Source organism: Thalassomonas actiniarum (assembly GCF_000948975.2).
In the GTDB taxonomy this organism is placed as follows: Bacteria; Pseudomonadota; Gammaproteobacteria; order Enterobacterales; family Alteromonadaceae; genus Thalassomonas; species Thalassomonas actiniarum.
This window is the reverse complement of the sequence record NZ_CP059735.1, coordinates 5,377,438-5,394,231: the sequence shown is the minus strand read 5'-3', so window position 1 is coordinate 5,394,231 and position 16,794 is coordinate 5,377,438. Positions and strand designations below refer to the sequence as shown.

The following is a 16,794-nucleotide window of genomic DNA, read 5'->3' as shown; positions in this document are numbered from 1 at the left end:
TAAGACACAGATAAATTACCGCTGTTTCATGGTTAAAGTTTTACCTGTGCTCTGGTGAAGCTAGAGGTAAAATGCCGCAGGAATATAGCATATAAGTGTATCGTTGAAAATTTATAATCGAATGGCAGGGGAAAATTTCGGCACAAGCAGAGCTGGATCATAAAAACGGCTTTTATTGGCTGGAGCGGGATTTTGCTGTTGGACCGCCGGTAAAGGAAATTGTTCAACCGGATCCGGATATTTTCACCTGGAGACTTCCCGTACCATTTTCTGGTACGGGAAAATAAGCCGGCTGCTAACGGTTAAAAAGGTTTTACATAAGCCAGGATGATCACGGCAAATAAAATCAGCACGGGAATTTCGTTGAAGAGACGGTAAAACCTGCCGGAGCGGGTATTTTTATCTTCGCGGAAATCCTTCACCAGCTTAAAGCAATAAAGATGATAAGCGATCAGGAAAATTACCAGGGTTATTTTGATGTGCAGCCATTTTGATTGTACGAACCATTCATGACCATAGAGAAAGATCATTGCCAGGCCTAAAAGGACGGTGAAAATGGCAAAAGGCGTGACGAAATAGAGCAACCTGCGCTCCATGCCTTTAAAGTGTTCGCTGATGTCCCTATTGTCGGTTTCTGCATGGTTGACAAACAGCCGCGGCAGGTAAAAAATCCCGGCAAACCAGGCCACCATAAAAATTACATGAAATGCTTTTAGCCAGAGTAGACTTGTCATGAACGGAGTTTTCCTTCTAATAGATAACGACGAATTTGTTCAAAAGTAATATAGCCCAGGATATTGTCCGCTTCCCTGTGATAGATATACACGGCGCCGCAGCGAGCTTCACCCAGGGCCAGGTAAGCCTCGGCCAATGTTTCCTGGCTCGAAAGCGGCGTCATTTTATGTTTTACCACGGTTTCCGCCGAAGGGTCTTGATTTGGGACGTTAAACTCAGCGAAATAATAGTCGTTTGAATTTTGCAGTGGCTTTTTGATAATCAGCGCCTTGTTCTCCGCTGAAGTTAACGCCTGGGCAAGTGTTTGCGGAGACGGGTTTTCCAGCAAGTCGAACTCGGTTTTCATGGCGCCGGCGACACCGATTTTTTGCAGGGAACTTTCAATCGGCGGTTTGCGGTAACTGAGTTGCTGTACATCCAGCTGCATCAAAAAGACCGAGCGGTTTCTGAAAAATTGTCCGGCGATCAGGCAGGAGCTGGCGATGGACAACATCGCCGGGATAATCAGCTCCACCTGGTTGGAAAGCTCCACCACAGCAAGCAATGCCGCCAAGGGGGCATTTAAGGTTGCGGCCATAAAGCCCGCCATGCCCATCAGGGCAAAATCGCTGGCGACATACTCTCCCGGCAACAGCTGCATGATCACCAGGGCGGAACAGGTACCGGCGATGGCGCCTATGCCGAGAATGGGGCCGATAATACCGCCGGGTACGCCCAGGCCAATGGCAAAGATAGTCATTAAAAATTTTGCCAGCAACAACAGCAGTAACACCGATAGCTGATCCTGGTTGGCCAGGGTAAAGGAGATAGCGCTGCTGTCTATGCCCATGGCATAGGGGGCAAAATAGCCCAAAATGCCGGTAATAACGGCGGCTATCAGCAAGCGGATAGTAATATGCCAGCGCTGAAAATATTTGATGATCAATACCAGCTGGTGGTTAAAGGCTGAGGCCAGGCAGCCGAGCAACACCCCCAATAAGATCAGCGGCAGATAATGTTCGGGGCCGAAAGCGACATTGGTAAAGAACTCCAGCTCGTGGGCCTGGCCCAAAAAACCGCGGGTGATCATCGAACCGACAATGGCGGAGAGCATCACCGGAATAAACATATGTACCTTGTATTCCCGTAAGATCACTTCCATGACAAAAATTACCGCGGCCACCGGGGTGTTGAAACAGGCGGCGATACCGGCGGCAACGCCGCAGGCTGATAGGGTGCGGATGCTGTTGAAAGGCAGGTGTAATTTACTGCCGAGATAGCCGCAACAGGCGGCGCCAAGATGCACCGCCGGGCCTTCCTTGCCGAGGGAGAAGCCGGTAGACAGAGCGATCACGCCGCCGACAAACTGGTTCAGGGTATTTTTTAACGGGATAATGCCGTAGGAGACTTTCAGCCGGTGTAAAACAAAGGGAATACCGGCCCTGAGGTAGTGATAGCCGGTTAACCAGGCAAACAGCAAAATGCCGCAGACGCCGATTATTGGCAATAGCAAACGACTTATGCCGCTTAAACTGGTATAGTCACCAAGTTTTGTTAGGTAAAACTGCTGGAGCAGATCTATGCTCAGGGTAAAAAGGATCACCAGCAGTGCAGAGACAGCGCCGCCAATAATGGCCAACAGGCATAACTGCCAGGACGTTTTCGGCAAGGCCAGTCTTTTTCTGAGGGAAGCAGCTGATACCATAAACAAAAAAGACGATCTTATCTGCGATATCGTCACATAACCCCTTATTAGTTGTAGGACATTATAATACTTTACAAATGAACTGGTTAGCAAAGAATAATTTTAACACTATACCGGGGCGCCTGGGACCGTTTCGCCTGACAATTCTGATCCTGGCTGTCGTTGGCCTTTGTGTCTATTGCGGTTATCGCCTGGGCAACCGTTTTCATAGTTTTCAGGTACAGACCCTGGAACAGCAAAAAGCCCGCCTGGATGATTATTATGCCCGGCAGGTGGAATATGTCCGCCAGATCAATACCCTGGAAGCCGAACTTGCCTTTGAACGCTTGGCAAATCAGGGCACCCAGGACAGCCTCAAGGAGATGGGGGAAAAGCATTACCAGTTGAAAAAAGAACTGGCGTTTTATGAAAAGGTGATGGCGCCGGAGAAACAGGCGGACGGTCTGGTGATAGATCAGGTATCGGTGACGGCCACCGAAAGCCCGAACCATTACCGCTTCCAGGTGGTGCTGGTGCAGCAGGTACAGAAAAAACGTTATGCCAAAGGTTTTGTCGAACTGGCGTTAAGCGGCAGCTTAAACAATAAACCCAGTGAAATTAAACTTGCAGATATCTCGACCTTAAAGCGGGAAGATTTAAAATTTAGCTTTCAATATTTCCAGGTGATTGAAGGGGAATTTACCCTGCCGCAAGCTTTTGTGCCGGAGAAAGTTGAGGTTGCCGCCATATTGCCCAAAGGCAAATGGCAAAAATACCGCCGCCTGGATGAAAGCTATCCCTGGCCTATGATAGTCAAAAATGATCTACAAACTTCGACACTAATACTTGATTAAAGAGGTCAGGTTTAAGATAATTGGCTTTTAAACCCTCTAGTGCGAAGAAAAGATACATGTCAAACCCCGAATTGCCTATTCAATTTACCGATGCTGCGGCCAATAAAGTGATGACCTTGATCACCGAGGAAGAAAATCCGGAGCTGAAATTACGGGTGTATGTTACCGGGGGCGGATGTTCTGGTTTTCAATACGGTTTTACCTTTGATGAGAAGGTGAATGACGGTGATATGACCATAGAAAAAAATGGCGTTACTATGGTGGTGGATCCCATGAGCCTGCAATACCTGGTCGGCGGTGAAGTCGACTATACCGAAGGTCTTGAAGGCAGCCGGTTTTTGATCAACAACCCCAATGCCACGACTACCTGTGGCTGTGGTTCGTCTTTTTCTATCTAGCCACAGCGCGATACAAGGGCGCAGGCATCTGTTGTCTGTGTCCTTGATGTAAACTTCCTTCCGCATTTTTTGTGCGCCGACATTCTCCCTTTCCCGTTTCTGTCCTTTGTTGATATTCGTATCATTCGCTAACAATTTTTTACACTAATTCCCGCGTATAGGCGATATAATAACTACCGTTAACTTTCTTACTCTCTTAAATTAACGCAGTGCTTGGGAAATAATATGAACAACATGGCAAGTGGCCGCCGTCAATGGCTGGCAGAACGACCTTATATCTTCGCGGTAGTGATTGCCGCAGCTTTAGTATTATGGATGTTATCGGGCATGTTGTCGGGCTCTGCGCAGGCCAACGAAGAAGACATAGATGCCGGCATCAAAGAAACCATTATCCCTAAGGTACAAATTGATACCCGCTTTGCCGAGAATGTTGCAGAAGTGATAGAGCTTTACGGCCGCACCGAGCCGGATCGCATTACCACCTTAAAAGCAGAAGTGCGCGGAAAAATTGCCGCCGTTTATGCCGAGCGCGGTTCTCAGGTAAAACAGGGACAGGTAATTGTGAAAATTGCCCTTAACGATCTCAAGGCACAATTGGCCCACAGCAAAGCTTTACTGCTGCAAAGGGAAATTGAGTACCGGGGAGCAAAAGAGTTACATGCCAAAGGGCACCAGGGGGAAGCGGATCTGGCCCGCGCCTTTGCCTATCTTGAAGCCGCAAAAGCGGACGTTGCCCGTCTGGAAATCGATATTGAGAATACCGTGATCCGCGCACCTTTTGATGGCGTGCTAAATACCCGTATGGTGGAAGTCGGCGATTATGTTGCTTCCGGCGACGATATTGCCGTGATCGCCGATCTCGATCCCCTGGTGGTGCGCGCCTATGCCACGGAAAACCAGGTGCCTTTTTTAACCGCAGGTAAAACAGCCGATGTCCGTTTATTAGGGCAAGCATTAAAGCAGGGCACTATCCGTTATATTGCCAGCGTTGCCGATGAAGCCACCAATACTTTTAAAATTGAAATTACCCTGGATAACCCCGATTACCAGACCCTGGCAGGGGTGAGCAGTGAAGTGAGCATCGCCATGAAAAATCTGCCGGCGGTCAAGGTTTCTCCTGCACTGCTGGCGCTTGATGAAGCCGGTAATGTCGGCATCAAGTCTGTGGTCGATGATATCGTGGTGTTCACGCCGATTAATATCGTGAAAAGTGAAAGCGACGGTATCTGGTTATCCGGTTTAGGTGAACAGGCGGACATTATCACCCTGGGGCAGGGATTTGTTCGTGCCGGTGACAAGGTTGAAGCCGTTAAGGCCCAAGTCCGCTAGGGAGACATTATGTTAGCTATCATAGAAGCGGCTTTAGCCCGCACCCGCTCGGTGCTGATGATCTTTGTATTGTTACTGATCTCAGGGGCGGTGACCTACGCCAATATCGCCAAAGAATCGAACCCGGATATCACTATCCCCAATATTTATGTCTCTATCGTGCACGACGGTATTTCACCGGAAGATGCCGAGCGTATGCTGGTACGGCCGATGGAAAACGAATTAAAGTCCATTGCCGGCATCAAAGAAATGAAATCCAATGCCAGCGAAGGCCATGCCTCCATTAATCTGGAGTTTATTGCCGGTTTAGACCCTAAAGAGGCGCTGGCGGACGTACGGGACAAAGTCACCCTGGCCAAGGCTAAGCTGCCTTCGGAAACCGAAGAGCCGGAAGTGCATGAAGTGACTATGGCCAACCAGGTGCCGGCAGTGACGGTGATCTTATCCGGCCCCGTGACCGAGCGCGGCCTGCTGACCCTGGCCCGGGATGTCAAAGATAAAATTGAAGGCATGCAGGAAGTGCTGGAAGTGGATATCGGCGGCGACCGCGAAGATATGCTGGAGATCATTGTCGATCCTTTGCTGATGGAAAGTTACGGCCTGGATCAAAATGATATTTATAACCTGGTTGAGCGTAATAACCGCTTAGTTCCCGCCGGTACCATGGATAACGGTAAAGGCCGTTTTGCGATCAAGGTGCCTTCGGTCTTTGAAAATATCCAGGATTTATTGGAGCTGCCGATAAAAACCTCCGGCGATCGGGTGATTACTTTCCAGGATGTTGCACAAGTGCGCCGCGCCTATAAAGATCCCAGCAGTTTCGCCCGTTTAAACGGTGAGCGCTCTATCTCGCTGGAAGTGAAAAAACGCTCCGGTGAAAATATTATCGATACCGTTGATAAGGTTAAAGTGCTGATCGAAGAACAGCGTTTACGCTGGCCGCAGCAGGTGAGCGTAGATTATATCGGCGATCAGTCCAAAGATGTTAAAGATACCCTGACGGATCTGCAAAACAATGTTTTCTCTGCCGTGTTGCTGGTGGTCATTGTTGTTATCGCCGCCCTGGGGGGCCGTACCGCCATGTTGGTGGGACTGGCCATTCCCGGTGCTTTCCTCACCGGTATCCTGGTGATTGCCATTGCCGGTATGACGGTCAATATCGTGGTGTTATTCGGTTTGATCATGGCGGTGGGTATGTTGGTGGACGGCGCCATAGTCGTGACGGAATTTGCCGACCGGCAAATGAATGAAGGGGTGCCCCGAAAAGAAGCTTATGGCCAGGCGGCCAAACGCATGGCCTGGCCCATTATCGCTTCTACCGCGACCACGCTGGCCGCTTTTGCTCCTTTAATGTTCTGGCCGGGCATGATGGGGGAGTTTATGAAATATCTGCCCTTTACCCTGATCGCGGTATTAACGGCCTCGCTGGCGATGGCATTGGTTTTTGTGCCGACTTTAGGCACAGTGATCGGCAAGGCCCGTGTGATCAGCGCCGCTGAACAGGTACAGGTCAAACAGGCGGAACAGGGAGACTTAAGTAAACTTACCGGTTTCACCGGCAAATATGTGCGCCTGTTAACCAAGGCGATACACCACCCGTGGAAGGTTGTGCTCGGCACTATTGCCATTGCGATTACCGTGATGATGCTTTACGGCAGTTCGGGGCTGGGAGCGATTTTCTTCCCGGATATTGAACCCAATAGCGCCACTATGGTGGTGCGCTCCCACGGCGATCTGTCGGTTAAGGAAAAAGATGCCATTATGGTGTCGATAGAAGAGCGCATTCTGGATATGACGGAAATTCGCACCTTATATACCCGTACCGGCGGCAATGATCAGGTGGGCAGCTTCCAGGTGAACTTTACCAACTGGCAGTTTAGGCGTCCGGCGGACGCCATTATAGAAGAGATCCACCAGCGCACCCAAGATCTGGCCGGGGTTGAAATTGAAGTCAGGAAAAATGAAGACGGCCCGCAAAACGGTAAAGATTTAAAAATTGAGCTCAGCTCGCGTTTTCCCGAAAAGCTACAGCAGTCTGTGGGCCTTATCCGCCAGGGCTTGATGGAAAGCGGCAGTTTCACCGATATCGAAGACTCGGGCTCCAAGCCGGGCATCGAATGGCAACTGGATGTCGACCGTAACCTGGCCGCCACTTACGGCGCCGATGCCGCCCTGGTGGGCACTACGGTGCAAATGGTGACCAACGGCCTTAAGCTCGGGGAATACCGTCCGGATGATGTTGATGACGAGCTCGATATCCGGGTGCGTTACCCGCTGGAAAAACGTAATATCAGCCGCCTGGATTCCCTGCGCTTGAAAACCAGCGAAGGCCTGGTGCCTATCGGCAGTTTTGTCAGCCGTAAGGCGGCGGAAAAAGTCGATACCATCCGCCGGGTGGACGGCAAGCGTGTGGTTACCGTGCAGGCGAACCTGATGCCGGGCAAGCAGCTGATAAAAGAATTGCCTAAGTTGCAGCAGGCATTTCCCGGCCTGGGTATAGACCCCAGTGTTGAGATCAATGTTAAAGGGCAGAACCAGGATCAGCAGGAATCCCAGGACTTTTTGATGAAAGCCTTTGGTATCGCCTTGTTCGTGATGGCGATCATCCTGGTGACCCAGTTCAACAGTTTCTACCAGGCGTTTTTAATTCTCAGTGCGGTGATCTTCTCTACCGTCGGGGTCTTTTTAGCCCTGCTATTGGCCCAGAAGCCTTTTGGTATCGTGATGGGGGGGATTGGCGTTATTTCTCTGGCGGGTATCGTCGTGAACAACAATATCGTGCTTATCGATACCTATAACGTGCTCAGAAGAGAAGGTTATAATGCCATAGATGCTATTTTACGTACCGGTGCCCAGCGTCTTCGTCCCGTGGCCCTGACCACAGTCACCACTATCCTGGGATTATTGCCTATGGTATTGCAGGTTAACCTCGACTTCTTCGCTCGTACTGCGGTTATCGGCGCTCCTTCAACCCAGTGGTGGACACAACTGGCCACGGCGGTTGCCGGCGGCCTGGCGTTTGCCACGGTATTAACCCTGGTATTAACCCCTTGTTTGCTGGTGCTCAGGGACAGAGGTAAAAGTCAGCGGGCTAAAGCCCGGGCAATCAAAAGGCAAGCCGTGGTCAATGCCATGAATGATGCCGCCTAACAGGCATTGCCTTAACTTAGTTAAACTTGTCTAAAGCTTAATAAGCGGGTGTAGCAATATCTTTGCTACACCCGCTTATCGTTTGTCTGCTAAAACTTTGCTTTACCCCCGGTGATTTTTTCCATTACCATAGAGCCCCTTACTAATAAGAGGTCCCCCATGTTCGTTAAAACATTAGGTTTTATGGCGCTTGTCAGTGCCGCTACTTTGCTTGCCCCCCTGAGTCAGGCAACTTCCTTATCGGCAGCAGAGCAGGAAGAGTTAAAGCAACTAAAAGATATCACGTTAAATTCCAATTTGTCTTATCAGCTGATTGAGTCGTTAACCACGGAAGTGGGTAACCGCATGATGGGCACGCCGGGGGATGAAAAAGCAGTAATTTGGGCGCAGGATAAAATGAAGGCCCTGGGTTTTGATAAAGTCTGGACCGAAGAAATCAGCAATGAATTATGGCTGCGCGGGGAAGCGCAGGCAAAAATTGTTGCCCCTTATCCGCAAAAAATGACGATATTGGCCCTTGGCGGCAGTGTCGGCACGCCAAGCAAGGGCATCACGGCGCCTGTGGCGCATTTTGCTACCCTGGATGAGTTAAAAGCCGCCAAGCCCGGCAGCCTGGACGGAAAAATTGCCTTTGTCTCTTATCGTATGGAGCGCCATATCGACGGTCATGGTTATGGCGCCGCGGTAGGCACCCGGGTTGTCGGCGCCAGCATTGCCGCTGAAAAAGGGGCACTTGCCCTGATCATGCGCTCTGTCGGTACCGATAATAACCGCACCGCCCATACCGGCTTGATGCGTTATAAAGACGGGGTGAAACAAATCCCGGCGGCGGCTTTGTCTAACCCGGATGCCGACTTGCTGGTGAACCAGCTTAAGCGCGGCAAACCGGTGAGTTTTCATTTGAATATGAGTTCAAGCCGGGAAAAACAATTGGTGAAATCGGCGAATGTGATCGGTGAAATCACCGGCAGTGAAAAACCAGATGAAGTGGTAGTGATCGGTGCACACCTGGACAGCTGGGATGTCGGTACCGGCGCCCTGGATGACGGTTTAGGCATAGGCATGGTGTTATCTGCCGCCCATTATATTGCCAAGTTGCCTAAACGGCCCAAGCGCAGCATAAGGGTCATCCTCTTTGCCGCGGAAGAAATCGGCTTATTGGGGGCGAAAGATTATGTTAAAAGACATAAAAATGACATGGACAAACATATGATAGGAGCCGAATGGGACTTTGGCAGCGGCCGGATTTACCAGATGACTCCCGGGGTTGGCGCAAGTGCCCTCAACGGCGTACGTGAACTGGCCGGCTACCTGGCACCTCTGGGTGTTTCATTGTCGCCACAAAATAACGCCCGGGCCCAGTCGGATATGGGGCTGTTAAGCGATGCCGGTATGCCGAGCATTAATTTCTCGCCGGATGGCTTAGCTTATTTTGATTATCACCATACCGAAAATGATACCCTGGATAAGGTCAACGCCGAAGATCTTAAGCAAACCACCGCTGTATATACCCTGTTCAGTTATTTTGCCGCCCAAAGCGGCATAGATTTCAGGCAGTAGGTCGCTTTTTACCGCTAAGCTTGCTACCGGTAACCTTAGCCTTCCATCAGCAGGAATTCGACGATTTTATTCATATCCAGATTAAAATCGTCTGCCCTGACTCCTTTGACGATATAGCCGGCTCTTTGCGGTTAAAGTGTTAGGCTGGCAACCTTAGCCTTCCATCAGCAGGAATTCGACGATTTTATTCATATCCAGATTAAAATCGTCTGCCCTGACTCCCTTGACAATAAAGTCTTCATTGACGGCCAGATCTATGTCCTCCGTCATCATATAATGCTGATGTTCGACATTATAGAAAGAGCGCACTTTGGGGCGGATGGGATCTTCCTGGTTGCGGCCGTCCACTATGGCCAAGCGATGTGAGTTCAGCTCTACCAGGGTACCGACAGGATAAATGCCCATACACTTGATAAATTGATCTACCAGCGGGCTGTCGAGTTCATTTTGCTGAGCCAGCTTGCGTAATATGCTGAAGGCTTTGACATGGCAGTAACCTTCTTTATATACCCGGTCGGCGGTTAAAGCATCAAAAATATCGCAGATAGTGATCATCCGCCCGTACCTGGATATTTTCTCTGCATTTAGCTGCAGCGGGTAGCCATCGCCGGTGAGCTTTTCATGGTGCAGGGCGACCACGGACAAGGCGGCATTACTGATCCCGGGCAGGCTTTTGACAATTTTGATGGAGTGATTGACATGGGTTTTCATCAGCTCGAATTCGTCATGGCTGAGTTTTGCCGGTTTATTTAAAACTTTATCCGGGATCTTGATTTTACCGACATCGTGCAGAAAAGCGCCTATGGCCAGCTGGTGAATAATTTTCTTTTTAAAACCTAAATATCGGGCAAAGATAGTGATCAATACCGATACCGAAATCGAGTGTTCGAGTAAATAGGCGTCTTTTTCCCGGATATTGATCACGCAGGCCAGGGCATCGGGATCTTTCATGATCGCCTCCATGGTCTGGCCGGTAATATCCGCTACCGGGCGTAAATCAAGCTGGCGGCCGTTTTGCACATCAGTGATCACTTGCTGCTGTATTTCTTTTGATTCGTTAAACAGTTTACGCGCCCTGTTAAGATCCCGTATCACCGGTGTCTGGGGGAAAGGGGCTACCGGGTAGTCGACAGCTGTCTCTACATTCTGGTTGTTTTTTTTGATATCCAGACTTTTACTGATATCAACCTTAACCGACAACACGCCTTTTTTACTGAGGTTACGGATCACCAGTTTGCTTTTGATATAGTCGGGCTGGGTCAGGGTAAACTGACCTGTTTGTTCGGCGATGGCAACGACATAATGCCCGACGGATAATTCTGAAATTTTTTTTATCGTTATCATGTTACGCCAGTTTTATTGCATTTAAGCTCAGTTGAAGGCTAATACCAATTTTATTAAATATCTAACCATTTTCGGGTGGTCTAAATCTCCAAGTCCTGCGTTGTTTTCAATCACAATAGCTTGCTATTGCTCAATCAAACGCCTTGTTCTTGAAAATTTATCCTCACCGAATTTTGGTCATTTACTTAATGCAATTGGTATAACAGGTAAAAAAGCGCAGCATACTTCCGTGGGATAAGAAGGGCCGGCCAGCAGCCTGTAATCGGTTGGCGATAGCGCCGGTTTGCCAATGTTATTATTTATATAAGCTTAAGATGAGCGAATTTGCAATTTTCTGCCAAGGTAAAGGACAGGGAGTTAAAAAAGGAGTGATATTAGGGGCTTAGTTTAGCTTGGCTGAGCTGATTTTATCCGGTACAGGTCCTGGTCGGCAGCTTTTAACAGCTCATCCATGTTTTCCTGTCCTTTGCTCTGGGCGACACCGCAGCTGATGGTGACTGCCAGTTTCTGATCCTGGTAGGGCATAGGGTTATTTTGGAAAAATGCCATCAGGCGCTTGGCCACCGCCCGGGCTTCTTGATAGCTCTGGCCCGCGAGGGTGATCACGAATTCATCACCGGCATAACGGAAACAATGGTCATTTTCCCGGATCAACTGGCTGAGCTGATCGGCAACATAGGTCAGTACCTTATCGCCGCAATCATGGCCGTAGGTATCGTTGATTTGCTTGAACTTATTACAGTCAATAAACAACAGGGAAAAAGGTACGCCGTAGCGCCGTTGCCTTACCAGTTCCTCAGAAATAGTACTTTCCATCAAGCGGCGGTTGGCGACCCCGGTAAGGCGGTCGTAATGGGCCATATATTCGAGTTGATCGCGGATCAGGGCATTAGACAGGCATAAGCTGGCTTTGACCCCGAGCTGCTCTAAATGCAAGGTGCCCAGCGCAGGATGGAAACGGTTTTTATCACAGTCGGTAAACAATAAACTGGCAAAGAGTTTATTTTCCAGCCTTAACGGGATTAAGGCAACAGACTCGGCGCCTGCCAGCAAAGACTGGGGTAAAACCGGTTTCAGCGAGCCCGGTTCATTGCAAAGCAAAGGTTTGTTGTCGGGATGAAAGGCTTTAAGGGTTTCGGCGCTTACCTGGCGGCTGTTTTGCTGGTGCCAGCTTGACTGCAGTTTGACCCCGAGCAGGTAACTGATGGGGGTCGGTTCGGCCAGTAACAGGCTAATACCTGTTAAGGTAAACTTTTCCTTGATTAACTCCAGCAGGCGTTGCAGCAGTTCCTGGCTGGACTGGCAGGCCAGGATTTCGGTTTCAATTTCAAACAGCTTGTTCGCTATGCTTTCATTAACTCTGGAGTTCTCAATTAATTGTTGTAAATTGGGCATAGCTGAAACTGAAACTTTGTTAATACTGAGCTTGACCGGCATTGTGATTTTTTTATGGCTTTTTAGCAAGCAAACTTTGCTTAAACTTTTAGCGAATGTCATAGCTAAATGGCATAATATTGACTAATTTCTGGTACTGAAATTGCTTTAGAAATCTTAATATGAGTGAGCACCTTCGCCCTTTAGGGGTTAATATCCTAAGTCGGCCCTTAACTTATTGGCTTATTGGCCGATAATTAACACAGGCAAGGTTGTTTCGTAATAAGCGGCAAATAAGATAACATATTCCTGTGTGTTGGCAGGAATGATCGCTGGAAAATAAGCAGGAAATATATGCGCTACTTGATGGTTTTACTTATGCTTTCCCTGGCCGGTATGGTCCAGGCACAGAACTTACAGGCGGTTCAGGTTTATACCGATGATCAGTTGCTTGATTTGATCAAAGAAAATAAACATTTGGGTCAGGTGGTATTGGATGAATGCCAGCTGGTACAGGATATTGAAGCGCGGGCGATCAAGGCGGAAATGCCTTCTTATCAGTTCCTGTGGGGGGATATGCTCGCCTATGGGGTTTGTGTCGATAAAAATATCGAGTTAGGCCTGCATTACATGCAGGAGGCGGCAGATCAGGGGTTGGCGGAAGCGCTGGAGCAACTGGGGCGTTATTATCATATCGGCAAGTTTATGCAGGTGGATATTGAAAAAGCCATTGTTTTTCTGCGCGTGGCGGCCTCGCAAAATAACCTTAAGGCCCAGATGCGCCTGGCAGCAATTTATCACCAGGGCTTCGGCAGTCCGCTCGATTATCCCATGCTCTATTCTCAGCTGCACCATTCGGTGACGGATGATAAAAAGCTGCATAAAAAAATCAGTACACTGCTGGCGCAGCTGGCGGAAAAAATGCCTGAGCATGTGGTGCGGGCGGCAAAAAAGTCGGTTTATTAAGCTTTTCGCCTGCCGGGCGTGCTGCCGGTGATTTTATCGCAAGCATGCCAAGGTGCTTGCTTTTCATGGCAAAGCTAAGGTGAGGCGAAAACGTCAGTTTATCTCTAGTTGATGTATTTGAATGCTATTCTGGGATATACTAGACAAAAAAACAACGACCCTAGCCTGTGACACATAAAGATCCCTTTTCCAAGCGAGAAGCTGAAAAATACGAAAACCCGGTAGCAAGCAGAGAACTTTTGCTCTCTATCATTGAAAAAGCACCTTCCCCCTATACCTTTAACGCTCTGTGTAAAGCCCTCAATTATCATCAAGACGAACAGCAGATAGGGCTGAAACGTCGTTTGCGGGCGATGGAAAACAGCGGCCAGTTATTTTTTAATAAATTCAAACAATATGTGCTCGCCCCCAAAGACAGTGTCTTGACGGGTAAGGTTATCGGCCACAGAGACGGCTATGGTTTTTTTGCCCCCGACAGCGGCGGCAAAGACTATTATATTTCCTCCCATGAAATGCAAAGGGTTTTCCACGGCGATATCGTTGAAGCTATCCTGATCGAGCGCCTGGATAAAAAAGGGCGCAAAGAAGTTCGAATCCTCAATGTGGTCGAGCCGCGAAAAGCCGGTATCGTCGGGCGTTTTTTTGTCGAACATAATATTGCCTGTGTGGTGCCGGACGATGCCCGCATCAAGCAGGATATCTTGATTTCCCCGGATGAAAAACACGGCGCCCGCCATGGCCAGATGGTGGTGGTGGACATTATTCAGCGGCCCACCAGGCGGGCCAATGCCGTCGGCAAGGTGGTGGAAGTGTTAGGGGAGCATATGGCGCCGGGTATGGAAATCGAAATTGCCCTGCGCGAGCATGATCTGCCGCACCAGTGGCCCCAATCGGTGCTTGATGAGGTGGAGCCTTTGGCGGAAGAGGTGGATGCCAAGGCTAAGGCAGGGCGTATCGACCTGCGCGAATTACCCTTAGTGACCATAGACGGCGAAGACGCCCGCGATTTTGACGATGCCGTGTATTGCGAACAGAAAAAAAGCGGCGGCTGGCGGTTGTGGGTGGCGATTGCCGATGTCAGTTATTATGTACGTCCCGGCTCGGCGTTAGACGACGAGGCCATCAGCCGGGGTAATTCGGTGTATTTTCCCAGCCAGGTGATCCCTATGCTGCCGGAAAAACTCTCCAATGGCCTATGTTCACTGAACCCGGACGTTGACCGCCTGTGTATGGTGTGTGAAATGACGGTCAGCGCCAAGGGCAAGTTATCCGGTTCGAAGTTTTATCCGGCGCTGATGCGCTCCCATGCGCGTTTTACCTATACCAAAGTAGCGGCGATACTTGACGGCGATAAGGAGCTGCGCGCGCAATATTCTGCATTGGTGGGAGATTTGGAAAATCTGCATCAAATGTATCATGCCCTCACCGAGGCCAGAAATAAGCGCGGCGCCATAGCCTTTGAAACCAATGAGTCCCGGTTTATTTTTAATGCCCAGCGTAAAATTGAAGCGGTTGAGGAAGTGGTGCGTAATGACGCCCATAAGATCATCGAAGAATGTATGATCCTGGCCAATGTTGCCACCGCGAAATTTGTGGAAAAACATCAGGTACCGGGCCTGTTCAGGGTGCATGACAAACCGAGTGAAGATAAATATAAAAACTTTGTCACTTATCTTGGCGAGCTCGGCATTGAAGTGCCCGCCAGGGAGCAGCCGGAGCCGGCGGATTACTCCAACATCCTGGAAAAAGTCGTCGGCAGGCCGGATCAGGAGCTGATCCAGACCATGTTGTTGCGTTCGATGAAACAGGCGGTCTATCAAAGTGACAATGTCGGCCATTTTGGTCTGGCTTTGGGCTCTTATGCGCATTTTACTTCGCCGATACGCCGTTATCCGGATCTCGTTATTCACAGAGTGATCAAAGCCATTTTGCAGGGGCAGAAAGACGATATCGTTAATATCGGCTGTTACGCTTATCCGGTAGAGGCGGTGATTGAGCTTGGCGAACACTGCTCCATGACGGAAAGGCGTGCCGATGATGCCACAAGGGATGTCAGCGACTGGTTAAAGTGCGAATTTATGCAGGATCATGTCGGCGATACCTTTACCGGGGTCATAGCCACAGTAACCAACTTTGGTCTTTTTGTCCGCTTAAGCGAGCTGCATATCGAAGGCTTAGTGCATATTACCTCCCTGGGGCATGACTATTATCATTACGACGATATCCGCATGTCGCTGACCGGGGAAAATACCGGCGCCAAATACCATGTCGGTGATGTGGTGGAAGTGAAAGTGGCTGCCGTTAATCTCGATGAGAAGAAAATCGACCTGGTGTTATCCGGAGAGCATGCGGTGCTGAGCCGGGCAAAACCGCTTCGCGGCAGGCGCTCCGGCAAAGGAGCAGGAAAATCTTCCGGGAAAAGCCGGGCTAATGCCGAGGCGGGCACCAAATCAGCCCCGGGCAAAGGCAAAGCAAGCGATAAGCCGGCCAAAGGTAAAAGCACAGAGAAGACAAAAGGCGCTAAAAAAGAAAAGGTGAAAAAAGAAAAGTCCAAGGCGGCCAAGCGCAAGGCGAGAAAATCAAGACCCGGGAAAAATGCCCGCAAGAAAGAGAAATAAACCCGGTTTACAGCATTGAGTAGGTAAAAAAAGATCATGGCGAAACAAGAAGAACTCGTTTTTGGCATTCATGCCGTTAAAGCATTATTAGAAAAGGCGCCGGAGCGCTTTATTGAATTGTGGCTGTTAAAAGGCCGTGATGACGAACGTTTAATGCCGGTGATTAATCTCGCCCGCAAATACGGTATTAATGCCCAGTTTGTTCAGCGTAAAGTGCTTGATGATAAAAGCAGCGGCGAGCAGCACCAGGGGGTATTGGCACGGGTTAAAGCGGAGAAGGCATTAACGGAAGCCGATCTGGATGATATTTTATCCCGGGCGGATGCCAAAGGAGAGCAGGCATTTTTGCTGATCCTCGACGGGGTAACCGACCCCCATAATTTAGGCGCCTGCCTGCGTAATGCCGATGCCGCAGGGGTGCAGGCGATTATCGTACCCAAAGATAATGCCGCGAGGATAACCGGTGTTGTGCGCAAGGTCGCCGTTGGCGCCGCAGAAAGCGTGCCTTTGGTGCAGGTTACCAACCTGGCCCGTACCATGAAAAGTTTGCAGCAAATGGGGATATGGCTCATAGGCACCGCGGGTGAAACCGACAAATGTCTTTATGATGTCAAATTATCCGGCCCTATGGCACTGGTGATGGGCGCCGAAGGTAAAGGCATGCGCCGCTTAACCCGGGAAAATTGCGATGAGCTGGTGAAACTGCCGATGGCGGGCAGCGTGTCGAGTCTGAATGTTTCGGTGGCTACCGGGATTTGTTTGTTCGAGATGGTCAGGCAGCGCCGCCTGTAAACAAGAGAGAG

At 49.6% G+C, this 16,794-nt stretch carries 12 protein-coding genes; 8 read left to right on the top strand and 4 right to left on the bottom strand.

From position 1 onward, the window contains the following. Positions 1-302: 302 nt before the first annotated feature. Positions 303-734, bottom strand: coding sequence for a protoporphyrinogen oxidase HemJ (gene hemJ / locus SG35_RS23550; protein ID WP_044830543.1), 432 nt, complete (start codon positions 732-734; stop codon positions 303-305). After that, positions 731-2,419, bottom strand: coding sequence for a chloride channel protein (locus SG35_RS23545; protein WP_044830596.1), 1,689 nt, complete (start codon positions 2,417-2,419; stop codon positions 731-733). The genes hemJ and SG35_RS23545 overlap by 4 nt, the downstream gene beginning before the upstream one ends. Before the next feature lie 77 nt (positions 2,420-2,496). On the opposite strand from SG35_RS23545, the gene SG35_RS23540 reads away from it, so the two are divergent. The 5 genes from SG35_RS23540 to SG35_RS23520 all read left to right on the top strand — a co-directional run bounded on the left by SG35_RS23540 (position 2,497) and on the right by SG35_RS23520 (position 9,689). Further along, positions 2,497-3,252, top strand: a complete 756-nt coding sequence (locus SG35_RS23540) for a DUF6776 family protein (RefSeq protein ID WP_236702499.1) — start codon at positions 2,497-2,499, stop codon at positions 3,250-3,252. Between the two features lie 56 nt (positions 3,253-3,308). Beyond that, positions 3,309-3,650: an iron-sulfur cluster insertion protein ErpA gene (gene erpA, locus SG35_RS23535; protein ID WP_044830542.1), complete on the top strand. Its 342-nt coding sequence runs from the start codon at positions 3,309-3,311 to the stop codon at positions 3,648-3,650. A 225-nt stretch (positions 3,651-3,875) separates the two neighbouring features. Continuing rightward, the gene (locus tag SG35_RS23530) at positions 3,876-4,979 is read left to right on the top strand and encodes an efflux RND transporter periplasmic adaptor subunit (protein ID WP_236702498.1); all 1,104 of its coding nucleotides are present in this window, start codon (positions 3,876-3,878) and stop codon (positions 4,977-4,979) included. A gap of 9 nt (positions 4,980-4,988) precedes the next feature. Next, entirely contained in the window at positions 4,989-8,129 is a 3,141-nt protein-coding gene (locus SG35_RS23525) for an efflux RND transporter permease subunit (RefSeq protein ID WP_044830541.1), read from the top strand. A gap of 159 nt (positions 8,130-8,288) precedes the next feature. Next, positions 8,289-9,689: a M20/M25/M40 family metallo-hydrolase gene (locus SG35_RS23520; protein WP_152646447.1), complete on the top strand. Its 1,401-nt coding sequence runs from the start codon at positions 8,289-8,291 to the stop codon at positions 9,687-9,689. Positions 9,690-9,842: 153 nt separating this feature from the next. On the opposite strand, the gene SG35_RS23515 is transcribed toward SG35_RS23520, so the two are convergent. After that, a complete protein-coding gene (locus SG35_RS23515) occupies positions 9,843-11,033 on the bottom strand; it encodes a cyclic di-GMP phosphodiesterase (protein WP_044830540.1) in 1,191 nt (396 codons plus the stop codon). A 387-nt stretch (positions 11,034-11,420) separates the two neighbouring features. Next, positions 11,421-12,428, bottom strand: a complete 1,008-nt coding sequence (locus SG35_RS23510; protein ID WP_160298207.1) for a DUF484 family protein — start codon at positions 12,426-12,428, stop codon at positions 11,421-11,423. 333 nt (positions 12,429-12,761) lie between these two features. Here SG35_RS23510 and SG35_RS23505 point away from each other — a divergent pair, with 333 nt between their 5' ends. The 3 genes from SG35_RS23505 to rlmB all read left to right on the top strand — a co-directional run bounded on the left by SG35_RS23505 (position 12,762) and on the right by rlmB (position 16,783). Continuing rightward, on the top strand, positions 12,762-13,373 hold the full coding sequence (locus SG35_RS23505) for a tetratricopeptide repeat protein (RefSeq protein WP_044830538.1): 612 nt from the start codon (positions 12,762-12,764) through the stop codon (positions 13,371-13,373). A gap of 167 nt (positions 13,374-13,540) precedes the next feature. Further along, entirely contained in the window at positions 13,541-15,991 is a 2,451-nt protein-coding gene (gene rnr, locus SG35_RS23500) for a ribonuclease R (RefSeq protein ID WP_044830537.1), read from the top strand. Between the two features lie 36 nt (positions 15,992-16,027). Further along, positions 16,028-16,783, top strand: a complete 756-nt coding sequence (rlmB, locus tag SG35_RS23495; protein ID WP_044830536.1) for a 23S rRNA (guanosine(2251)-2'-O)-methyltransferase RlmB — start codon at positions 16,028-16,030, stop codon at positions 16,781-16,783. Positions 16,784-16,794: the final 11 nt, after the last annotated feature.